Origin of the sequence: Dysgonomonas mossii DSM 22836, from assembly GCF_000213575.1 — a bacterium.
Classification (GTDB): Bacteria; Bacteroidota; Bacteroidia; order Bacteroidales; family Dysgonomonadaceae; genus Dysgonomonas; species Dysgonomonas mossii.
Map to the genome: position 1 here is coordinate 693,424 of NZ_GL892004.1, position 22,370 is coordinate 715,793.

At 38.4% G+C, this 22,370-nt stretch carries 25 protein-coding genes; 4 read left to right on the plus strand and 21 right to left on the minus strand.

The window, feature by feature from the left end; translation table 11 throughout:
* Positions 1 to 39: 39 nt before the first annotated feature.
* The 4 genes from HMPREF9456_RS02980 to HMPREF9456_RS02995 are packed head-to-tail and all read right to left on the minus strand — an operon-like array spanning position 40 to position 3,799.
* A complete protein-coding gene (locus HMPREF9456_RS02980) occupies positions 40 to 324 on the minus strand; it encodes a winged helix-turn-helix domain-containing protein (protein ID WP_006841971.1) in 285 nt (94 codons plus the stop codon).
* Positions 317 to 937, minus strand: a complete 621-nt coding sequence (locus tag HMPREF9456_RS02985) for a hypothetical protein (protein WP_006841972.1) — start codon at positions 935 to 937, stop codon at positions 317 to 319. Before HMPREF9456_RS02985 ends, HMPREF9456_RS02980 begins: the two co-directional genes overlap by 8 nt.
* Positions 938 to 952: 15 nt before the next feature.
* Positions 953 to 1,606, minus strand: coding sequence for a hypothetical protein (locus HMPREF9456_RS02990; protein ID WP_006841973.1), 654 nt, complete (start codon positions 1,604 to 1,606; stop codon positions 953 to 955).
* Between the two features lie 30 nt (positions 1,607 to 1,636).
* Positions 1,637 to 3,799, minus strand: coding sequence for a TonB-dependent receptor (locus HMPREF9456_RS02995; RefSeq protein ID WP_006841974.1), 2,163 nt, complete (start codon positions 3,797 to 3,799; stop codon positions 1,637 to 1,639).
* A gap of 162 nt (positions 3,800 to 3,961) precedes the next feature.
* Here HMPREF9456_RS02995 and HMPREF9456_RS03000 point away from each other — a divergent pair, with 162 nt between their 5' ends.
* A complete protein-coding gene (locus tag HMPREF9456_RS03000; RefSeq protein WP_006841975.1) occupies positions 3,962 to 4,204 on the plus strand; it encodes a putative signal transducing protein in 243 nt (80 codons plus the stop codon).
* Between the two features lie 22 nt (positions 4,205 to 4,226).
* On the opposite strand, the gene HMPREF9456_RS03005 is transcribed toward HMPREF9456_RS03000, so the two are convergent.
* From HMPREF9456_RS03005 to HMPREF9456_RS03050, 10 genes are all read right to left on the minus strand, one after another.
* Positions 4,227 to 5,432, minus strand: a complete 1,206-nt coding sequence (locus HMPREF9456_RS03005) for an ABC transporter permease (protein ID WP_006841976.1) — start codon at positions 5,430 to 5,432, stop codon at positions 4,227 to 4,229.
* Positions 5,429 to 6,598, minus strand: a complete 1,170-nt coding sequence (locus tag HMPREF9456_RS03010) for an ABC transporter permease (protein ID WP_006841977.1) — start codon at positions 6,596 to 6,598, stop codon at positions 5,429 to 5,431. Before HMPREF9456_RS03010 ends, HMPREF9456_RS03005 begins: the two co-directional genes overlap by 4 nt.
* A 3-nt stretch (positions 6,599 to 6,601) precedes the next feature.
* The gene (locus HMPREF9456_RS03015; protein WP_006841978.1) at positions 6,602 to 7,594 is read right to left on the minus strand and encodes an HlyD family secretion protein; all 993 of its coding nucleotides are present in this window, start codon (positions 7,592 to 7,594) and stop codon (positions 6,602 to 6,604) included.
* 155 nt (positions 7,595 to 7,749) lie between these two features.
* Complete coding sequence (locus HMPREF9456_RS03020; RefSeq protein ID WP_006841979.1) at positions 7,750 to 9,144, minus strand: TolC family protein; 1,395 nt, start codon at positions 9,142 to 9,144, stop codon at positions 7,750 to 7,752.
* 164 nt (positions 9,145 to 9,308) lie between these two features.
* Positions 9,309 to 11,102, minus strand: a complete 1,794-nt coding sequence (gene rpsA, locus HMPREF9456_RS03025) for a 30S ribosomal protein S1 (RefSeq protein WP_026176980.1) — start codon at positions 11,100 to 11,102, stop codon at positions 9,309 to 9,311.
* Positions 11,103 to 11,287: 185 nt separating this feature from the next.
* Positions 11,288 to 12,337: an inorganic phosphate transporter gene (locus tag HMPREF9456_RS03030; protein WP_006841981.1), complete on the minus strand. Its 1,050-nt coding sequence runs from the start codon at positions 12,335 to 12,337 to the stop codon at positions 11,288 to 11,290.
* A 10-nt stretch (positions 12,338 to 12,347) separates the two neighbouring features.
* Positions 12,348 to 12,995 (minus strand): DUF47 domain-containing protein, encoded by a 648-nt coding sequence (locus tag HMPREF9456_RS03035; protein WP_006841982.1) that lies wholly within the window; start codon positions 12,993 to 12,995, stop codon positions 12,348 to 12,350.
* Positions 12,996 to 13,153: 158 nt separating this feature from the next.
* Positions 13,154 to 13,795, minus strand: a complete 642-nt coding sequence (locus HMPREF9456_RS03040) for a carbohydrate-binding family 9-like protein (RefSeq protein WP_006841983.1) — start codon at positions 13,793 to 13,795, stop codon at positions 13,154 to 13,156.
* Positions 13,796 to 13,875: 80 nt separating this feature from the next.
* Positions 13,876 to 14,481: a ribosome biogenesis GTP-binding protein YihA/YsxC gene (gene yihA, locus HMPREF9456_RS03045; RefSeq protein ID WP_006841984.1), complete on the minus strand. Its 606-nt coding sequence runs from the start codon at positions 14,479 to 14,481 to the stop codon at positions 13,876 to 13,878.
* A 15-nt stretch (positions 14,482 to 14,496) separates the two neighbouring features.
* The gene (locus HMPREF9456_RS03050; protein WP_006841985.1) at positions 14,497 to 14,859 is read right to left on the minus strand and encodes an MmcQ/YjbR family DNA-binding protein; all 363 of its coding nucleotides are present in this window, start codon (positions 14,857 to 14,859) and stop codon (positions 14,497 to 14,499) included.
* Positions 14,860 to 14,984: 125 nt separating this feature from the next.
* Here HMPREF9456_RS03050 and HMPREF9456_RS03055 point away from each other — a divergent pair, with 125 nt between their 5' ends.
* The gene (locus HMPREF9456_RS03055; protein ID WP_018074655.1) at positions 14,985 to 15,401 is read left to right on the plus strand and encodes a hypothetical protein; all 417 of its coding nucleotides are present in this window, start codon (positions 14,985 to 14,987) and stop codon (positions 15,399 to 15,401) included.
* 21 nt (positions 15,402 to 15,422) lie between these two features.
* Positions 15,423 to 15,908 carry a GNAT family N-acetyltransferase gene (locus tag HMPREF9456_RS03060; RefSeq protein WP_006841987.1) on the plus strand — a complete coding sequence of 162 codons (486 nt, stop codon included), beginning with the start codon at positions 15,423 to 15,425 and terminating at the stop codon, positions 15,906 to 15,908.
* Here the strand turns inward: HMPREF9456_RS03060 and HMPREF9456_RS03065 are convergent.
* The 4 genes from HMPREF9456_RS03065 to HMPREF9456_RS03080 form a co-directional block, all read right to left on the minus strand.
* Entirely contained in the window at positions 15,903 to 17,123 is a 1,221-nt protein-coding gene (locus HMPREF9456_RS03065) for an FtsX-like permease family protein (RefSeq protein WP_026176979.1), read from the minus strand. The two genes, HMPREF9456_RS03060 and HMPREF9456_RS03065, sit on opposite strands and share 6 nt — an antisense overlap.
* A 2-nt stretch (positions 17,124 to 17,125) precedes the next feature.
* On the minus strand, positions 17,126 to 17,482 hold the full coding sequence (gene rbfA, locus HMPREF9456_RS03070) for a 30S ribosome-binding factor RbfA (RefSeq protein WP_006841989.1): 357 nt from the start codon (positions 17,480 to 17,482) through the stop codon (positions 17,126 to 17,128).
* Positions 17,483 to 17,599: 117 nt separating this feature from the next.
* Positions 17,600 to 18,244, minus strand: a complete 645-nt coding sequence (locus HMPREF9456_RS03075) for an O-methyltransferase (RefSeq protein WP_006841990.1) — start codon at positions 18,242 to 18,244, stop codon at positions 17,600 to 17,602.
* A 3-nt stretch (positions 18,245 to 18,247) separates the two neighbouring features.
* The gene (locus HMPREF9456_RS03080) at positions 18,248 to 18,448 is read right to left on the minus strand and encodes a bacteriocin immunity protein (protein WP_006841991.1); all 201 of its coding nucleotides are present in this window, start codon (positions 18,446 to 18,448) and stop codon (positions 18,248 to 18,250) included.
* Positions 18,449 to 18,681: 233 nt separating this feature from the next.
* Here HMPREF9456_RS03080 and HMPREF9456_RS03085 point away from each other — a divergent pair, with 233 nt between their 5' ends.
* Positions 18,682 to 18,927, plus strand: a complete 246-nt coding sequence (locus tag HMPREF9456_RS03085) for a cupin domain-containing protein (RefSeq protein WP_245530981.1) — start codon at positions 18,682 to 18,684, stop codon at positions 18,925 to 18,927.
* Positions 18,928 to 18,982: 55 nt separating this feature from the next.
* Here the strand turns inward: HMPREF9456_RS03085 and pyk are convergent, their stop codons facing one another.
* The 3 genes from pyk to HMPREF9456_RS03100 all read right to left on the minus strand — a co-directional run bounded on the left by pyk (position 18,983) and on the right by HMPREF9456_RS03100 (position 22,298).
* A complete protein-coding gene (gene pyk, locus HMPREF9456_RS03090) occupies positions 18,983 to 20,449 on the minus strand; it encodes a pyruvate kinase (protein WP_006841993.1) in 1,467 nt (488 codons plus the stop codon).
* Between the two features lie 52 nt (positions 20,450 to 20,501).
* Positions 20,502 to 20,930, minus strand: coding sequence for a type II 3-dehydroquinate dehydratase (gene aroQ, locus HMPREF9456_RS03095; RefSeq protein ID WP_006841994.1), 429 nt, complete (start codon positions 20,928 to 20,930; stop codon positions 20,502 to 20,504).
* A gap of 105 nt (positions 20,931 to 21,035) precedes the next feature.
* The gene (locus tag HMPREF9456_RS03100; RefSeq protein ID WP_006841995.1) at positions 21,036 to 22,298 is read right to left on the minus strand and encodes a PLP-dependent transferase; all 1,263 of its coding nucleotides are present in this window, start codon (positions 22,296 to 22,298) and stop codon (positions 21,036 to 21,038) included.
* Positions 22,299 to 22,370 lie beyond the last annotated feature (72 nt).

A 22,370-nucleotide genomic window follows, 5' to 3' on the forward strand; every position in this document is an offset into this window, starting at 1 on the left:
TTATAACACGCTTAATAAAGATATGGTTTGCTTCTTGTATTATTTCTTAATATAACTTTGCAGATTTTTTACGTATTTGTCAAATGCATCTATGCCTGTTTGAGTTATTTTGCAAACCGTTCGGGGTTTCTTCCCATCAATGAATTTGCGGACGTTGATATATCCCGCTTCACTTAGTTTTTCTATTTGTACGCTCAGGTTACCCGCAGTTGCTCCTGTCTTTTCTCGGATGAAGACAAAGTCAGCTTCTTCTACCGACAGCAGCAATGATATTACTGCCAGCCGGAGTTGGGAGTGTAAGAGAGGATCAAGGTCTTTAAACATTTTTAATAGCTTTACGGTTTGCTATATGCCCCGGCACACAAAGTCCAAGGATAGCACATATGCCCAAGATAATAAATTGAATATCACCACTAGCAAAAATATAACTTAATGTGCACATTAAGGCTCCTCCCCAAAAAATGCATGCGCCATAAAGGTATGGTTTGAATCGGCAAGCGATAGAGGTTGTAAATTGTGCTGCACCCATCATTGTCAAAATAATGGGAGTTATAAGGATTCCCAGAAAGCCGGACTGTAAGGCGTATGCTGTTCCGTAGATAGTTATGAGGAAGATCGCAACCGATATGGCAAATGCATTCCAGATGTATCTCACTATTTTATCTATGTGGGTTTTCACTGTGGCACTTTTCGAATATTTTCTGTTTATTATTCTTGAGATTATCATCATTGGAATCATTGTTAGCCAAACCCAAAATGATTGGTTTGAATTTTCCAATGTATGGATGAGGATGAAATTGGCAAAAGCGGTTGCTGCCACCACATATCCACTAAATATACTAGTCCTGATACCCCCTCTTTGAAAATTGTTCCTTGCTTGTGAGATCATCTCATTGATAACTCTCAAGCTATCTTGTTCTGAGAAATTATTTTCCATTATGCCGGTATTATTTTATTTATTGCACTTGGCCGAAATTTGTATCATAAAGGCTTCGCCCCAATGCGGTTTGTCTATTGTTTTTTGTTCTTTCTGATATAATGACTTTGCTTTACTTATCTCCTCACAAAAATCACGTTTCGAGCGAATAAAATCAGGTAAAAAACTTTCATAAAAAGCCAGTAAAAAGATTGGTCTCGGATTTTCGGGATTCAACTTTATAGCCTTTTCATAGTTGCTGATCACATCATTAAAATATTTTTGTCCATTTACTGCCGGGTTGGTCATCGATAATCCATTGTAATAATACCCATACAAAGTCCTGACTTCCGACTTGTCGGCATCGGTAAATGAATTTAGCTTGTCAAGACTTGCTTTTACCGTTTCGAGAATAGCCTCATTATTTTCTGCCTTCGGATTGTAATATGCCATTTGTATCCCTGTGTATGCGACATAGTAAAGAGGCAGCCATTCTTTGTCATATTTCAAAGATATCCGTTCAAATTGATTCCGGATTGTTTGTAACTCGTTTACCGATTTGGCAGAATCTAATTTTAATACTGTCTTCTCCATTACTTTCAAATAGGTTGAATCAGTATTTGTTATTGCTGATAAAGCCATTGGTACAATTAGTATTGCTATACAAAGATAAAATTTAATCGTTTTCATAAGAATATAATTAAGGGTTAATGTTTTATTTTAGAATGTTGCCGGGTCGTATGCTACTTTTCCACTTAGCGTCCAGAAGAAGCCGATAAAGAAGAAATTATTTTGATACGACTTTATAGGCTTTGCTTCATATCTGCCTGACGTATTAGGGTTTGGATTATAATCATACCCATATATATTGGTTCTACCAAGAATGTTTGAGGCACTCGCATATATGATTAGTCTTTTGTGTGCCAATACAGTCCAACTAACATCCAAAGAGTTGTAAGCGGGAGTCGTTTCGTTCATCACTCCGGGCAGATTTGGATTGTGATACGCACGCCCACTGGCAAAACGGTTTGTAACTCCGATTATGCTTTTTAACTTTTCGTTCGAATATCTTAGAATGACCGATGCATTATGCTTTGTAACAAATGGAGGCATAATTTTTTCATTGTATTCGGCATACTTTCGCTTCGAATCATTGTATGAATACGATAGCATATATTCTAAGGATTGCTTGCTTCCTGTTCTGAACCCATCTTTATACATTAGGTCTACACCTTGGCTATATCCATGTCCATCAGAGTTATAAAAGTCGTCATATATGGTAGTTAGTTTGTTATATTTCTTGTGATAAAGCTCTACCCTGAATACTCGATAATTTGTAATTGTATTTTGTGCACTCAGTATATATTGTGTTGTATTCTCTTGAGAGAGGTGATTGTTGTAAATCAAATTTTCGTTGGGGGAAGTTTGCTGATATTTTCCTGCGACAGCCGATAATACAATGTCTTTCTTTATATTGTAGTTTAAGGCAATGCGGGGAAGTAGAGCAAAAGACTTGTCTAACGAAGCATACTCGATACGTGATGATGCGTTTAAGAGCAGTTTGTCTGATAGGTTAAAATCATTGCTGACGAATAATCCTTCGATATTATGATTTACTTTTCTTTCTACACTCTTCTCGTCGAGATAAGTCATTTCATATTTTCTAATCAACGCCTCTGTACCTACTCCAAGCTTATACAAACCTGAGAACCGTTTCTCTGCCTTTGTTTTCAAATGGAGCTCACTTTCATCCGACTTAAACAAGTCATTCTGTACTTTGGCATTATTTATATTCTTCTTATTCCAAGAATAAGCTACTCCGGCGAAGTAATTGATCCCATTGCTAAATCGCTTTTTGAATGTGCTGTTTAGATATAAGTTATCTTCATCAAAATCTAGTTTGCGGTCAATATTACAGAATGCGGGAGTCTCTCTTTTCTTAAAAAGGGTTTTGTCGTAAGTGAAATATGTTTTAAGATATGTTTTGTCTCCTAGCTTAAAGCGAAACTGATTCGCTGCCGATATTCCTTGATAATACTTATCCCAATCCGGCTTTTCGTCAGGGAATATAAGTTTTGTATATGGTTCAAGGTTTGTATAATTTACATCAAAAGAAGCTGATCCTTTATCCCACGATTTTGTGCCTCCCGTTCCCAAGCCTACACTAGTCAGGCTAGCTCCTATTTTCGTAATAGTGCTTTCGTCTTTTGTTGACAGAGGTAGTACGCTGGACAAACTTTGCGTATATTCGGGCGAGAAGCCTCCTGTTGAAAAATTTATCGCATCAAATATAAATGTAGAGTGCCTTCCCCTCACTGCTGTGTTTGCCGGCATAGATGTATATGGCGACATTACGTGCATCTCATCTATATAGGTCTGAGTCTCATAACTACTTCCGCCTCTTACTTGCAGTTTGCCGTCTGTACCCGATATTTGAGCGCCGGGTAAGTTTGTTATCGATTTGTATAAATCTCCTTCCGAGCCTGCAGCTGTAACTAAATCGATAGCATTCTTTTTCTCCAGATTCGATCCTCCTTTTAGCTGGAAACTACCTGCCGTAACGACTACTTCATTTAAGTTTGTTAAGTCGGGCTTGAGGTTAATAGTTAGGTTGTTCAGTTTCGAAACATCGGAAGTGATAGAGAACGGTTTATATCCTACAAATGAAGCTATCAGTGTAACAGACCCTTTCTCTTCAGTTTCTAAAACAAAGTGTCCATTCTCATCAGTGCTCGTTCCATCTACTGTGTTTTCTATATAAACATTTGCGAAGGCTATACCTTTGCAGTTTTCATCTCTTACATATCCTTGTATTTGAGACTGACTGAATATGTTGATAGTCACTGTTAATAGAATTATTATTAGAGTTAACCGGAGTATCATATTTTTTTCCTTAAAGTGATTTATAATATTTTATTCTGTAAATGTAAAATAGTTTATATTATAAACCAAATTATTTTATAAATAATTGAAATAAATTTTATTCGTCTTGTCTAATTTGTTGATTATATCTACATTTATAAGTGGATAATAAATCTAAAGATTATGGATGAACTGGTTACTTTAAAAAGCGCTGACTTTGAAGCTAATTTGGCTATAGCAAAATCATTTCTGATTGATAATGGCATAGACTGTGTTGTAAATGGAGAATATCTTACTGTTTACACTGCAGGATTAGGCACTGCCAGATTGCAGGTCAGATCAGAGGATTACAGGCGTGCCGCAGAGCTACTTATAGAAGGGGGCTTTGCCAAGCGAGAAGATTTTGACTTCGAGAAATATCAATAGAAGATGAAGAAGAGTTGAAGATTTATTCAACTCTTTTTCTTATCATACCTTTGTATTCCGGGTCGTAATTCTGTATCCACCATTTATACATTATGGTTGCCGTAATACAATATATTCCTGCCTGTATCCAAAGAGCTATATATTCGAACCACACATCATTGAGTGTAGCTCCCATTGTATTTATTTTAATGAACCCGTGAATACCCGGTGTAGACGGAACAATGTATGCTATCGCCTTTATGGCTGTAGGTATCTCTGTCCAAGGCCAAGATATACCCGAGATAAATATGAATATGACACTGGTGAATACAAACAACATCATTCCGAATTCACGCTGCGAACAGAAGTAGGAGAGTGTCATTGTAAAGAATGTAGCCGACAACAGGAACGGCATAAGAAATGCTGCAATTGTCAGTGGGTCTCCTATCTGCGGAAACTTGAAAATATATGGTATTACTCTCAGCACCCATACCGAGATCAGCATGTATAAAGAGGCATAGCAAAAGGCTTTGCCTATCGTTAGCTTTATGGCGCCTACATTTTTGCCTTGGGCCGTGTGCGATGCTATTGTAAAACGTTTCTTGTCGTTATGCGTACCAACAATAGTAGCTATACCTAGAAACATTGTTTGCTGTATAATTAATATAAGTATTGCAGGAACAAGGAAGCTTGCAAATCCATTCTGTGGATTATACATCGGAACCCATTCATTCTCTACTGTTTGTCGGGTAGTCGCATCTTCCTCCTGACTGCCGCTTCCGGTTTCAACCACGCGTATATCCGCACCCATATCCAGCGATACTTCGGTAGCACTGAGTATCATTGCCTTATAAAACAGTAGACTGCTCATGTCGGCATACACACTAACTTTCGTTTGCTGCTGAGTATGTATATCTTTGCTGAAGTCTCTGGGGATATACATTATCCCGTAAGCCTCTTTCCTTCGGAGAGCTTCACGGGCTTCTTCCATGTCCGAAGCATACCCTATTACTTTTACATCGGCTGTGGCATCTACCTTTCTCTTGAATTCTCTTGAGAGCGAAGAGTTTGAATCATCTACAAATATAACTTTTACCTCATGTACCGTTTCGTTATTGTATATAAAGCTATACAGTACAGGATATGCCAGCGGTACTATAAAGAACAACAATATAACCGCCGGGTCTTTGAATATGACCTTTAGCTCGTTGATCCAAACATAATATATGTCAAGTAGTAATCTTTTCATAGCTCATATACGTTATCCTTCAGTAATTTTTTTATAGTACCGAAGAAGAATATTGATAGCAACACAAAGCCAAGCAGTGCCGCATAATGATACATGGAGTAGCCTACCGCTATACCATTTAATGCCTGATCTACATAGATAAGGAAAAAATGCCTTAGCGGGAATAAGTTGCTCAATGCGCTGAGGCTTCCATCCATCGCCAATGTAGAAAATGAAAATCCTGTGATGGAGAATGATACCATTCCGATGAGGCTGGCTATGCTTAGGGCAAACCGGTAATTGCGGAATATTCCCAAAAGTATGATGCCTGCTCCCTGTGCTGCCAGAATGAGGCATACATAATTAAAGAACATAGGCCAAAAACCATTATGCAATGGAAATCGATTGATGTAATAAAGGACTGCCATAAATAATAGCGCTATCCCCATATATATGATCGTGTACGGAAGTAGTTTTCCTATCATTACTTTCATGATGGAATTATCTCCCATAGACATAAGTTTTGGCCCGTTACCCGCTTTTATTTCGGAGCCCAATGCCGATACGGTAAACATCAGGATAATCAATTGCAATATACCCGGCAAGAGAACATTATTCAGATATACCGAATAGTTGAGCCAGGGATTTCCTGTGGGATGCGCATCTATGGTAATCGGTTGCAAGATCGGCATGATTTGGTTTTCTGTATAGCCCTTTGCCGTTGCGGTCTTTAGTCCTACTGAGGCCGAAGCCAGCGTAGATATTGTTTTCAAGTCCTGAAATAGCAGAGAGCCCGATATTAAAAAAGCATTGTTGGTATAATAAACCAATTTGGGGCGATTGCCTGAAATTGCATCTTTCGTAAAATCTTTCGGAATCGTCAGTACAGCATATACTTCCATTCGCTCCATCTGATGTCTTGCTTCTTTAAACGAAAGGCTTTTATACTGTATATTCGTTTTTTCAAAAGCATCCAACTGGCGTATCAAAGAGCGTGTTGTAGTTGTATTGTCTAAGTCTACCACCGCAATAGGTATACGTGAGGGTAGCCCTGCACTCATCATCCACATCAAAATAATCATGGATAATAGCGGAGCAACGAATATTCCCCATATACATATTTTGGATGAGGATATACGTATCCACTCCCTTTTGAATATGGCTAGTATACCGGTTTTAGAGCTCATTTGTTATTCTTTAATGATAAGTGACATTCCCGGCAATACATCGATGGCTTTATCGTTGAATCGAGCTTTTACCTCAAAAGTCTTTCTATCGTACTGTCCTGTTGTTTTGGTGGCTTTCCATGCTGCATACGATCCCAAATCTTTGACATAATATACGGTCATCTCTACTTCCTGATCCAGTGCCGGGACGTATGCCTTGAATGTCTTACCTATATCTTTATAGTTTTTTAGATGGTCTTCTCTGATGTTGAATGAACCCCACTTGTCGTCTAGTTTTGCAACATTCATTATTGGAGCTCCTGTACCTACCAACTCACCTTCGTTCGGGAATTTTTCGGTAACCTTTCCGTCAATCGGCGAAATCAAATAGCTTTCTGAGATGTAAGATGATACTTCTGCTACAGCACCTCTTGCTCTTTCCAACATGGCAAAGGCTGCTTCTTTGTCTTCTTTTTCTGCACCGTTTACAGCCATGTCGTATTGAGACTTCGCGGCCTTTTCTGTTGCAACTGATGCGTTGTATTGTGCTTCGGCTTCATCTCTCTTTTGTGCGGTTACAACACCTTTGTCAAACAAGTTTTGAACACGCTTGTACGACTTCTGCGTTATGTCTGTTCCTACTTTAGCCTTTTGCCACATTTCGTATGCTCCTTGGATTTGTTCTACACGTGCGCCTTTTATTGCTTTCTGGTTTTGTGCTGCAGCTCCTTGTTGTGCCGCATTTGCCTGTGCCAGCTTAGCATCGATGTCAGGAATGCTTAGTATAGCAAGAGTGTCACCTTTTTTCACATAGCTTCCTTCGTCTACCATATATTTTGCTATACGTCCGGGTACTTTGCTGGATATACGTACTTCGGTTACATCCGCTTCTCCTTGTATGATGTTGTCTTCTTGGTTGAGGAAGAAGAAACCGTATAAGCCAACTAGAATAATAACGGCGGCAAAAATCAGAATAGGTATGAGTTTAGAACCTGTTTTTTTGTTTTCTGTATCCATATCTTTATTTGTTACTTTTTTTCAAATATATATCGATTTGTTAATCAGTTGTTTTAGGTCTAAAAGGTGACAAAAGTGACACTTTATTATTGTTTTCCCAATTGTATACTTTTTATCATCTTAGTTCCTTATATATAGATAAATATAAGATGTTTTTAAAACTTACGACCCAATGCTTTGTTCAGGTATATTCGACATAATATAATGTCGATCTGAGCATCTATCAGATCCGAGTGAGCCGATAGCCAGGCTGTGTGTGCTGCTATAACATCCGACGAAGGGATTACTCCTTCTTCGAATCCTACGTTTGCGTATCTTAGATTTTCATCAGCCTTTTCTGTGTTTTTTTGTGCAGTCTTTAGTTTTTTGTTTGCTTCCGACAGTTTGTATGCTGATTGGTTTATTTGCAATTTAATTTTTTCCTTTGCGTCCTCCATTTCAAATTTTTTGATACGGGTTTCGGCTTTCGCTACATTCAGTTTTGCAGAATTAGAAGCGAAATTCAAAGGGACTTTTAGCAGTACTCCTACATTCCACATTCCGGCGAACTTATTTTCCAGACCATCAAACAGGTTCGGATTTGTCCATAAATAGTTTGCTGTGAGCGCAACATTCGGCATAAACTCGGCTACTGCAATCTTTTCTTTCTTACCGTATATCTTTGTCGCTAGCTCGAGACTTCTTATTTCTGTCCTGCTCAATATGGCTTCGTCTATGTTGGGCATAGTGTCTGCACTTTCGTCGGTTGCAATGCTTGTTATATTTTCATCTTTCAAAGTAAGCTGATCGTTAATCTCCAGTCCGCATATTTGAGCCAATAGCATTTTTGAAAGGCTCAGTCCGTTTTCAGCTTTTGTAAGAGTCATCTCTGCCTCGTTTAGTTTTACGTTCACTGATAGCCTGTCGGCTTTTGTGGCTACGCCTTCCTGTTCCATTGCTGAAATATCAGAGTCCATCTTTTGCATGAGTTTGACATACGCCTCTGCCAACTTCTTCTTATTGGCAACTGATACAACCTGCCAATATGCATTGTCTACTTCCACGATTACTTCTGTCATCTGAGTCTCTTTCATCGTTTTGGCTAGGTCTTGGGCATAAGATCTCAGATCATTGTATGCAACGATCTTTCCTCCCATAAACAACGGTTGTGTAAGCGTAAATCCTCCCGCCCATACGTTTTTAATGTCTACCTTTCCAAGATCGTGAATGCTATTACGGATTTTGTCGTCTATCGGAATGTTATTGCCTATTCCGGGAATCTCTATTGGGAGAGGTATGGATGTAGGTATGGCAGAAGATGGAATGAGATACAAATTCTTCTCATTGCGCAAATATGCTCCCGTAAACGATATTTCGGGGAAGAATTTGGTAAGTGCATCCTTTTTCTCATAATATGCTATTCTCTCTTGCTCAGAAGCTATCTTGAGCGATTTATTGTTCTCTATTGCAAGTTGTCGGCATTGTTCCAGCGATAGAAACTGTTGTGCCGAAACTGTAGATGCTATACTAAAAAAGAAAAATAAGGCTAATCCTAAACTCTTAGTATTCATATAGTGGTTTTATGTGTTGATTGCTTATGCAACTAAACTGCAAAATTAGATAGTCTTTTCATATATACAAAATGTACAGAGAACTTTCACTTTTATTTTAACATTTTAAACGAAAAAGGGTTCACTAATGAGTGAACCCTTTTATCAGAATATCAAAAAGATATTTATTTGTTATCTCCCGAAAGTTTTTCTTTCAATGCTGCAAGCTCTTCGATATCGCCTAATGTAGTTTTTTCTACGTTAGATTGAGTTGAAGTTTCAGCTTGTTCTTTCTTAGAAGATTTTTTTGCTCTTTTTTCAGCAGCAGCTTCTTTAGCTTCCGGCTTTTCATCTTCAAACACACGGCTGTGAGATACGATGATTCTTTTAGAGTCTTTGTTGAACTCGATTACTTTGAAATCAAGTTTTTCATCGATCTTAGCTTGAGAACCATCTTCTTTTACCAAGTGCTTAGGAGTTGCAAAACCTTCAACACCATAAGGTAGAGAGATTACTGCTCCTTTGTCAACCATTTCAACAAGAGTACCTTCGTGTACAGAACCTACAGTAAATATAGTTTCGAATACATCCCAAGGGTTTTCTTCAAGTTGTTTGTGACCAAGGCTTAAGCGACGGTTTTCTTTGTCTATTTCAAGTACTTGTACTTCGATGTCAGCACCTATAGCAGTAACTTCGCTAGGGTGTTTGATTTTCTTAGTCCAAGAAAGGTCTGAAATGTGGATTAGTCCGTCTACGCCTTCTTCTATTTCAGCAAATACACCGAAGTTAGTGAAGTTGCGAACTTTTGCAGTGTGCTGGCTTCCGATAGGATATTTTTCTTCGATATTTTCCCATGGATCTGGTTTCAACTGTTTGATACCAAGAGACATTTTACGTTCGTCGCGATCAAGTGTAAGCACTACAGCTTCTACTTCGTCGCCAACTTTCATAAAGTCTTGTGCACTGCGTAAGTGTTGAGCCCAGCTCATTTCTGAAACGTGGATCAAGCCTTCTACACCCGGAGCGATTTCGATGAATGCACCATAGTCAGCCATAACCACAACTCTGCCTTTCACCTTGTCGCCAACTTTAAGCTCAGCGCTAAGTGCATCCCAAGGGTGAGGAGTCAATTGTTTCAATCCTAATGCAATACGTTTCTTGTCATCATCGAAGTCAAGAATAACAACGTTGATTTTCTCATCCAATTTAACCACTTCTTCTGGGTGTTGTACACGTCCCCAAGAAAGGTCTGTAATGTGGATTAGTCCGTCTACGCCGCCAAGGTCGATAAATACACCGTAAGAAGTGATGTTCTTAACTGTACCTTCAAGTACCTGACCTTTTTCAAGCTTAGAGATGATATCTTTTTTCTGTTGTTCAAGTTCAGCTTCGATAAGAGCTTTGTGAGACACAACAACGTTTTTGAACTCGTGGTTGATTTTCACTACCTTGAACTCCATAGTCTTACCTACAAATACATCATAGTCGCGGATTGGTTTCACGTCGATCTGAGATCCTGGCAAGAACGCCTCGATACCAAATACATCAACGATCATACCGCCCTTAGTGCGACATTTAATATAACCTTTGATGATTTCGTCTTTTTCAAGAGCTTCGTTAACACGATCCCAAGAGCGTGTAGCACGTGCTTTCTTGTGAGAAAGGATAAGTTGTCCTTTTTTGTCTTCTTGGCTTTCGATGTATACCTCTACTTCGTCACCAATTTTTAGATCCGGGTTGTAGCGGAATTCGTTCATAGAAACGATACCGTCTGATTTGTAACCGATATTAACAACAACTTCGCGTTTGTTCATAGCAGTTACTTTACCCATTACCACTTCTTTGTCATTTACTTTGTTCAACGACTGGTCATAGGTTTCTACAAGCTCTTCTTTGCTCTTACCTGTGTAAGAGTCTCCTTTTTCGTACGAATCCCAGTCGAAATCTGCAACCGGCTGTACATTTTTTAAGTTATCAATCATTCAAAATTAGATCTGGCACCAGTCCTGATCAGTATCATTAAAAAGTTAAACATTATTGCTTCGAAAAGCGGTGCAAAGATATTGTTTTTCAATGTATAAAGCAATGTTTTTATAGAAAAATTTAAATGAAGAAAGCGGATGATTAATTTTAACCATCCGCTTTTATTTTATAGAGCGTGTTCTTATCGAACGATCAGTCCCAGAACGTGATAGAATATAATAGCCATCAGGGCGCTAACAGGAATAGTCAGTATCCATGCTATCAATAAATCTTTGGTTACCCCCCAGCGAACAGCTGAAAGTCGTTTCACCGAGCCTACACCTATTATACTACCTGTGATTACGTGGGTTGTACTTACCGGCACGTGTAGCATTTCGGATATATATAAGGTGATAGAGCCTGCTGTCTGAGCGCAGAACCCTTCGATAGGAGTTATTTTTGTAATACGGTTCCCCATCGTTTTCATAATTTTCCATCCTCCGCAAACTGTACCTATCGCAATGGCTGTAAAACATACCAATGGCACCCAATCGTGCATATCGTTCATGTCATTCATATATAGCCAAGGGTGAACGTCGGGGGTAGTTGCTGTATATGAAATCAATGCCGCTGCAATGATACCCATTACTTTTTGTGAGTCGTTCAATCCATGTCCTATACTAAGGCCAGCAGATGATACGAGCTGTAGGTTCTTAAACCAACGGTCGGCTTTACTCGGTTTTATCTTTTTTACAAAGTGGAGAGTGATCAGCGTGATGATGTTACCCGAAACCATACCAATGAGGGGTGCTACCACTATAAATAGAGCGATAATACCAATAACGCCTGAATGAACAGCCTGAAAGCCTGAAGCGGCGATACCGGCTCCTGCAAATCCTCCGATTAGTGTATGCGAAGAAGATGAAGGGATTCCTAACCACCATGTAATAAGGTTCCAAGAGATAGCAGCTATCAGTCCGGCAATGATAACCAGTGACGGGTTTCCAAAGTTTTGGATGATATATCCCATATCCACAGTTTTGGATACAGTGTCTGCAATACCAAATCCGCCGATAATATATTTTGCGATAAAATAAGCTACGAAGTTAAAAAAGGCAGCCCAAATTACAGCTTGGGTTGGTGTAAGAACTTTCGTAGATACGACGGTTGCTATTGAGTTGGCAGCATCGTGAAAGCCATTTATGAAATCAAATATGATCGCTAAAATAATGATTATTATTAATAATGTCATTTCTTTCTTATTATGAATACTTAACGATCATTGTTTTGATGATTTTTCCTACTGCTTCTGCCGCATCGGTAGCACGTTCGAGTTCGTGAAGAATATCTTTTAGTTTAATAACCTCAATGGCATCTTTTTCATTCTCAAACAGGTCGATAAGGAAATGTTCGTACACATCGTCGGCCTTTTTTTCAATCACACCCAGCTGCTCGCAGTATTCTTTTATTCGGGATGTACTTTTTTTCAATACATCAAGTTCTCCGATTGCCTGAATAAGGAAGCCGGAAGATTCTCTTACAAACATAGCGAGTCTTACAGCACTCTCGGGCATTACTTTCGGGCTGTAAAGCATGATACGCTTAGCACAACTATTGATAAGATCAATAACATCATCCATTGTTGACGAAAGATGGTTTATATCTTCCCGGTCAAAAGGAGTAATAAATGTTTGGTTGAGCTCTTCGAAGATTTGATTTTGGATAGTGTCGGCTTTTCTTTCCTGATCTTTGATTTTTTTGTAATACTCTACAGCTTCGTTGTGGTTAGTTACTTGAACACATTCAATGATGAGATCCGATGCGGTGACTATTACTTCTGCCATTCCGCTCAAAAGAGGGAAGAATTTGTTTTCTTTAGGTTTAAACCTATCGAATAAGTTATTTTTCATAAAAGATTAAAAATATATTCATCAAGAAAAACAGTACCAACTGCTTTTGTCCCGCAAAGATAGAAAAAAAAATCGGTCGTAACATTTTTTTAACAAAAAAGTAATAACGAGTATTCTCCTCTATTCTTGCTCTTTAAGTATAGTGCTATCCTATAGTTTTATTCGAAATTAAGTTCTCCGAAAAATTGTGGAACATGAAAGTTTGGCTTCTCTGTGTGGATAGGATTCCATGATAAAAAATGAGGAATAGTCAGATTATCTCCACATTTATAGAAATTTGCATGGGCTTTTGTTCCATTTAGAGATTTTAGGTCAGACATCCAATATGCCGTAACGGGAATAACGAGCAGTAAGTTCCATTTGAAATTCCCCTGTTTTTTATCAAAGGGTTCTATGCCAAGACTCGGGTATCGTTTAATGGAGTCCAATATTGTTTGGCTTGCATGCCGTGAGTCTTTCTTTTCCTTACGGTAACCCATCAATGCTTTTCCGATGCAAGAAAACTCTGTATTGTAATAATATAATCCATCAAAAGAAATGAAAAATTCTACGCACGAATCGGTCCATACATGCCCATTATCTTCTGCTGTTTTTGCAAGAATCTCATTTTCTTCAATAAAGAATTGCAAGAAGATATGGCTCCCATCGTGTGCTATTTTGAATGCAACTTCAGGCTTGGAAGGGTATAGATCCGGCCAGTTGACAGTAGAGATTTTATTCTTTTGTATATCTTGCATCTTTTCCAAAATCAGATCGGCTCTGTTTATATCTGCTATATTTATTAAAGGTACAGATAACATATCTTGACTTTTTATGAATTTCGTATTATGGAATAGTTGTTAATTTCGTATGCTATCCTTTTCAGGGCTTAAGTCAAATTTTATTTCCCTTTCAAGCTTTTATTTATGTTGTCTATATAATCCAATATCTCATCGCCTCCTGCTCTCTGCTCGGAAGAAGTGTAAAATATTGTCGGGATTTCCTCCCATGTTTCATGTAATTTGTTGATGTATGCTTCGGAGTTGTCTTTTAGCCGTCCCTTGCTTATTTTGTCTGTTTTGGTGAATACAATAACAAAAGGTATCCCTTCTTCGCCCAGCCAATTGATAAAATCAAGGTCTATTTTCTGAGGTTCGTGTCTGCAATCTAATAATAGAAAGAGGCAGGTTAGCTCAGTTCTCTTAAGTATATAATTGTCTATTATTTTACGAATCTGTTCTCTTCCGTCTTTTCCTCGTTGTGCATATCCATATCCCGGTAAATCGACCAGATACCACTCGTTATTGATTATGAAGTGGTTGATGAGCTGAGTTTTTCCCGGTTTGGACGATGTCATAGCCAGTCCTTTGCGGTTGGTAAGCATATTTATCAGGGATGATTTACCGACATTGGAGCGTCCAATAAATGCATATTCGGGCTTACCGTCTTGAGGACATTTTCTATAATCGGTATTGCTTATTACGAATTGAGCGTCTTTTATTATCATTGCTTTATATTTCTTTTACAAACTTCGATATTCTGCTTGTTTATTCTTCGGTAGCTTTTTTATAACTTCTTCTACAGAATGATCTATTAATTCTTTTATCAGTTTATCGGGTACATCACTCGCAAGATAAACGGCATTCCATAAGAGGCCTCGTGTATGAGTTCCGTGTGTTATTCCTTCGTATCTTGCACGTAGTTCAGCCGATCTTTCGGGGTCACATTTCAGATTTACCTTGAAGAGCCCATCTTTCGGATCTAAGCCTGTGTATGCGAACATTTTTCCCATGACTTTAAAGACTAAAGTAGATTCATCGAAAGGAAAGCTTTCCGATGCGCCCTTTACAGATATACAGTATTCTCTGAGTTCTTCTATATTCATAGAATATTCGGTTTTTACTGTTATGTTTTTAAACTGTAGAACAAAAATAGTTTAAAAATATGAATATCTTTGTTTTCAGAATAAAACATCTACAATTTTTGTTCCATCTTACATCTTATAATATTATGGCAAAAAGAGTTGTTCTTATAATTTTAGCAGTCCTTGTAGCAGGTCTTTTTACCTTCCTGTATATCCGGTATTATGTGCCTTATAGTGATTCGGGGGTGAAAGCCGGCATGCTTAATAATGTAAAGCATAAGGGGATTATATTCAAGACCTACGAAGGAGAGCTGATTCAATCGGGATTTCGTCCCGGGCAGCAAGGTTTGCAATCCAATGAGTTTCAATTTTCGATAGAGAATAAAGAGTTGGCTATAAAACTGATGTCTCTCAGCGGACAGAATGTGAAGCTACACTACAAAGAATATTATGGGGCTTTGCCTTGGCGGGGATATACAAAGTTTATTGTAGACAGTATTGTGGCTGCTAGTCCTGCTATTCAAAGTCAAGGACAAGAAATTCCTCCTTATACCGGAGAGTAAGGATTATTTATTTTATATCGAATGATAAGAGATGTAACGCCCGCTGATGCTGCACAGATAGCAGCTATCTATAATTATTATATTGAGGAAACAGTTGTGACCTTTGAGTATGATCTTGTTACTGCCGAAGATATACGGAAGCGGATAGATAAGGTGCAGGCAAAAGGGTTTCCTTATTTTGTATACGAGAAAGATGGGCGAATAATTGGTTATGCCTATCTCAACAATTGGCGTGAGCGTGTAGCTTACGATATAACGCTAGAAACAAGCGTATATCTTGATCGTAATGCCATAGGAAGCGGAGTGGGCAGTATTTTATATCAGGAATTAATAAACAGAGCCCGAAATATAAACATACATTCACTGATTGGTGTAATATCATTGCCCAATGATCCAAGCCGAAAGCTTCATCGAAAATTTAACTTTGAGTTGGTCGGTAATTTCAGGGAGTCGGGAGTCAAATTCGGAAAACTGATTGATGTCGAATTCTGGCAACTGATCTTATAGTCTTTTCCTTAGATTGTTTACAGGATAGATTACGGCGAGGAATCCAATGATACTCACTGTAACAAATATCAGTACAATATCCAAAGCTTGTACCGACACAGGGTATGCATCTATAACAAAGGCCCCGGGAGTATTGCCTAATTTCAATAATCCGAAGTATTGCTGTAGCAGGCAAAGCGTGAGACCGAGAGTTACACCAACAATAGCTCCTACAAATGTGATTAGCCAACCTTCGAAGAGAAAAATTCGTGTAATCAATGTATTATTTGCTCCAAGGCTTTTTAATATCCTTACATCCTCGTCTTTCTCTATGATGAGCATCGTAAGCGAACCAATAACATTGAATACTGCTATTATAAGAATGATGCATAAAATGAGAAATGTAACCCATTTTTCAACATTTACCATCCGATAAAGATCTGCTTGTTGTTCGAATCTGTTCTTTACCAATAATTCATCCTTCCCAAGTATCGACTTTATTTTATTGTGTACTTTGTCTACATTATAGCCGTCTTTTACTTTTATATCAAGGGATGATATTTCTTTGTCGTAGTGGAAGAGTTCGCGTGCCAAGTCTATTGAAACAATAAACATCTGATCGTCATATTTCTGCTGATTGAGTGCAAATACACCCGATACGAATACTTCTGACTGAGTAAATGCTGTTGCCGGATTTGCCAGATTGATACGTTCGTTTCGTTTGGGTGCATATAGTTCTACCGGGTCGAGGAATCCGGCTCTTACGCCAAGAAACATGGCCATGCCTGCACCTATAACTCCATTTTCGATATCACCTTCGCATAACGAAAACTTTCCATCTATAATCAGATTATTTACGTTGGCGAGGTTGATGAAGTTGGATGATACACCTTTTAGTATAATCGGTTCTTGTCGGTCTGCGAATTTAATCAAAGCATTGTCCTCCAGCGATTTGGATGTGAATTCTATTTCGGGTAAAGCTTTGATTTCTTCTATCTTCTTACTTGTCGGGTCAAATACTTTCCCTTTGGCCGGAGTAATTTGTAGTTCGGGGTCGAAAGCGCTGAATGTGTTTGCTACCACATCCGTAAAACCATTAAAAACCGATAAAGCACATACCAGCGCCATTGTGGCAACAGTTATCCCACATACCGAGATCATCGATATGATGTTGATAGCATTATGCGATTTCTTTGCGAAAAGATAACGGCGGGCTATGTGCAGCGCAAGATTCAAGCTTATTCTTTTACTTCGTTATTATCCTTATTCAGAAGCCTGTCTATATTTTCCAGATAATCGAGCGAGTCGTCCAGATAAAAGGCCAGTTCGGGAATTACACGTAGTTGTTTCCCTACTTTTTGTCCCAAGTCGAAACGAATGCTTTTTACATTGGTTCTTATATTCTCAAGCAATTCTTTTCCTTTCTCGGAAGGGAAAATACTCAGGTATACTTTTGCTAGTCCAAGATCGGGTGTTACACGTACAGTGCTCACTGTTACAAGTACACCTTTCATCTGTTGGGTTTGTTTTCTGAAAATCTCACTTAGCTCTTTCTGGATGAGCCTGTTTATCTTTTGTTGTCTGGTCGTATCCATCCTTAATTATTTTAGCTTACAAAGGTAATACAAAATAGTTACAAGTAGCAAGCTATTTAAAGCGTTAGCAACTTTAATATATCTATCCGTACATTCGAGTCTATAAGGATCTGACTCTTATTTTTTCCATATCAATGTCAAGCCGTCGCGAATCGGCAGAATTACTTTTTCTACTCTGTCATCCTTCGCTATCATGTCATTGAATTGTTGTATCCCGATTGTTTGTTTGTCCGATGGTTTTGGAGTTTCCAGTACATGCCCGTCCCACAATGTGTTATCGGCAATGATAAGTCCACCGGGACGTATCTTATCGAATACGAGATTATAATATTCAATGTAATGGCGTTTGTTTGCATCAATGAATACGAGATCGAAGGTGCGGTCTATCTGAGGGATTATTTCCATTGCATCTCCTATATGAAGATGTATCTTATCTTTAAGTTTCGATTTGTGCAGGTGCTTTAAAATGAAGTCTTCGAGCTCGTCGTTTACTTCTATGGTATGTATTTCAGCATCGTCATCTACTCCCTCTGCCAAGCATAGGGTTGCGTATGCCGTATAAGTTCCTATTTCGAGAATATATTTAGGATTCATCATTCTGCAAAACATCTTGAGCATACGTCCTTGCAGATGTCCCGATAACATTCTTGGCTTTAATAAATTTACGTGGGCGTCCCTGTTTAATTGTTTGAGCAGCTCGCTTTCTTCATCGATGCGAGAAAGAATATAGCTTTCTATAGCTTCGTCCTTTTCCAATGACATGGTTTATAACTGAATCGGTTTATAATTTAACGCTTTGTCTACAATTTCTTCCGAAGATAAATTTTCATAGCAGATCAAATCAGATATTGCAGGGTGAGGCACATTTCTGTGTAATAACTCTAACATCTCATTCATTTGATCTTCTGTGTATTTCTCTACATCCAGAATTTGTTCTACTAATTGTATCAATTCTTTTCTGGTCATAGCCTGCAGATATCGGTGTATTCTGCAAAACTAAGATATTTATTTATAAATTGTTGCTTAAAAAAGCATTCTTATGCGATTTATTTTTTATATTTAGCATATTGTTACATCTAAATTTAATTATCATGGGAAGAGCAGTCGATAAAAATTCAGCGCCCCATTATTTTTGGGGAGATAAATGTAGCAGTTGGATCCTAATGAGTAGGGATTCTTTATCTGTGAAAATTGAAACCATGCCGGCAAATACAAGAGAAACTTTACATTACCACTCTCTTGCAAGGCAATTCTTCTTTGTGACAAAAGGAACAGCAATATTTTACGTTGAAGGCGAACGTGAAGTTGTTAACGAGCAGCAAGGCATCTTGATAGAGCCTATGGTGAAGCATTATATTGCCAATGAGACTTCAGAGCCTATCGATTTCCTTCTTGTCTCTCAGCCTGATAATGATTCAACGAATGACCGAACAGATTGTGAATAAAAAAGAAAGGGTGCGATTGCACCCTTTTATCATTCATTCGGAATTATATCCTTAATTAGTCTACAGGAACGAAAAATTTTTCGCCTTGTTCCATTACAGCACCAACTTTTTCGATTTCAAGGAAAGATGTTCCACCTTTACCGTCAGAGAAAGTACCACTCAAATAAGTAACATAGTCACCTGAGCTTAATACTCCGTCTAATTGAAGTTGGTTTAATGCTCTAACGAAATATTCTTTGTGGTTCTTAGTAAGACCTGCATCTTCTTGGAAGTGAGGATCTACACCGTAACTCAAAGATAACCAACGAGCAACTTCTTCTTTGTTGCAGAATGCATATACAGGACATTTGCTGCGGAATGCGGCAAGGGTACGTGCTGTACGTCCGGTCATACTGTCTGTAACAATAGCTTTCACCCCAAGTTGGTTGCAAGATTTAACAGCTTGCTTAGCTAGGAATGATGTTCTTCCGTATTCTCTATCTTTGAAAGGAACCGGCATTGCTTTTTCTTCTAGTTTAGATTGTTCGGCGGCAGCAGCAATCTGAGCCATAGCACGAACAGCCTCAACCGGATATTTACCATAAGCAGTTTCTCCACTAAGCATCACTGCATCTGTTCCGTAATATACTGCGTTCGCAATATCTGTAACCTCTGCACGAGTAGGACGTGGATTTTCGATCATTGTGTGCAACATTTGAGTTGCCACGATAACCGGTTTTTTGTATTCTACGGCTTTACGGATAAGTAAACGTTGGATTCCAGGTATTTTTTCTTGTGGAACTTCAATACCAAGGTCTCCACGAGCTACCATCACGCCATAAGCTGTTTCGTAGATTTCGTCGATATTGTCAACACCTTCTTGGTTTTCAATCTTAGCGATAATTTTGATAGGGCTGTTGTATTCGTCCAAAATCTTTTGTACGTCCAACACGTCTTGTTTATGTCTTACGAAAGAGTGAGCGATGAAGTCTGCTTTGTTTTTGATAGCGATTTCGATGCTTCTTCTGTCTTTTGCTGTGATTGAAGGAAGGTTTACTTTTACTCCAGGTATGTTAACGCTCTTGCGGCTACCGATTGTACCATCGTTTTGTACTTCGCAAAGTAGATATTCTGGAGTTTTGTCGATTACTTTTAGTGCAGTTTCTCCATCATCAATCAATAATAGACTACCTACAGGTACGTCTTCTATAATGCTTGGATATGAAAGTGAAACTTGCTCGGGAGTAGATAGGAAGTTGATATCACCGATAACTTTGATTTTGTCTCCGGTTTTAACAACTATTTTTTCTCCTGAGGCTGTAGCTGTTGTACGTATTTCCGGTCCTTTAGTATCCATCATAATACCAATGTGTGAAGATACGGCACGTACATTAGTCATTACTTTGATAAACCCTTCCTCTGTCATGTGGGCAGAGTTCATCCTTACAACATTGATCCCTTCGTTATATAATGCACGAATAAAATCAACATCACAACGCATGTCTGAAATTGTAGCTACAATTTTCGTTTTTTTCTGAGTCATAAATGGAATTTTATTTAATATATAGTTCTTTAAAAGATTTGCACTTGCAATCTTATATTTTCTTTGCTTTTAGAAAATAATCGATAGCAAATTCGTATGATAACAGACCTAACCCAACGACAGAACCTTTACAGGCTGCAGCAATCATTGATTTGTGTCGGAAATTCTCACGGGTATGAATGTTTGAGATATGCACCTCAACTACCGGAGTTGTTACAGCCTTTATGGCATCATGTATGGCAATGGAAGTATGCGTATATGCTCCCGCATTGAGCACAATGCCATCGTATGTAAATCCGGTTTCATGTATTTTATCTATAATAGCTCCTTCGTGATTGGACTGAAAATAAGATAATTCACAATTTGGATAGTTTTGTTGCAATTGGGTAAAATAATTTTCGAAAGAAATGTTTCCGTAAACTTCCGGTTCACGTTTTCCCAACAGGTTCAAATTTGGTCCATTTAGTATCAATATCTTCATTATATCAGCTATTTAGCCCCAATTATTTGCGTTTCGAATAATCAGAGCACAAAAGTACTACTTTTTCTTTGAATCATATAATCTTATAACAATTAAAAATCAAGATTAGTTTTGTTTACCTAAAGCTTGCAATATGTCAGCTTTAAGGTCATCCGGATCTTCGAGACCTACAGAGAGGCGCATAAGATTACTTTCTATACCCATTATCTCCTTCATCTCTGGAGTGAATGTGCCGTAGATGGTTGAGTCCGGGTGTATAATTAATGTTTTATTATCGAACAGGTTTGTTGCTCTGCGGATAATGCAAAGTTTATCCATGAAGTCGTAACAAGCTTTTTTGTCTTTCAGGCTAAATGTAAGCATAGCACCCGGATTACCAACAAACAGGGAATCCGATATATTTTTATATGCAGAGCCCGTTAATTTTGGATAACCTACTTTAACAACATCCGCCAGTTGAGAAAGGAATTGTGCCAATTCGTATGCTGTTTCAGACATTTTTTCGAAACGTAATTCCAGCGTTTCCATACCTAACGATTGCTGATAAGCGGTATCTGGGTCCATTGCAGCTCCTATGTTACGGGCTATCTCACGCTTCAGCTTAAAAGAGAACTGAGATACACCTTCTGTTTTTGCTACATTTGCTAAACGCTTGTTGTGTGTCCAGTCGAACGTACCGTAATCGAGGATTGCTCCTCCAATACTCGTAGCTCCACCTGATATATATTTTGTAGTAGAAACTACCTCGATATCTACACCTGCTTTTCTGGCGTCGAAGCCACACCAAGGAATAATAGTGCTGTCAACGATCATCGGAACATTTTTAACTCTCAATATCTTTGATATTTCGGGTAGGTTGGCGATCTCTAAATGCGGATTCGTTATTAATTCGCAAAAGAAAGCACATGTATTTTCATCTATAGCCGAAGCAATCTCTTCCAGATTGTCGGTGTTTACAAAGCGCACCTCAACTCCGAATGCCGCAAGGGTAAATTTAAATAGCGAAAATGTATTACCAAACAAGTGAGGTGATGTCACAATATTACCTCCGGCATAAGCAATGGTAAGGAAGGTGTTTGAAATTGAAGCCATTCCTGATGCTACCATCATTACGTTTTCTGCTCCTGATGCTGTTTTAATCTTCCGTTCCAGATTTTCTACAGACGGGTTCGTTATGCGTGTATATGTATGTGAAGGGATCTCTTCTTTGTACTGAAAAGCAGCCGCTATACTTTCAGAGTCGGCAAACTCGAAAGCCGCATTGCGATAAATAGGCATAGATATTGCACCATGCACATCTTTTTTGAAAAATTTTTCACTGATAATGCGGGTGGAAAATTTCTTGTTTTTGGAGTCTTTTTCAACCATGAATTACGTTCTTTGATATTTTGAGTGTCAAAGGTATAAAAGACTTGTGAAAATCCTGTTAAGATGAAATTG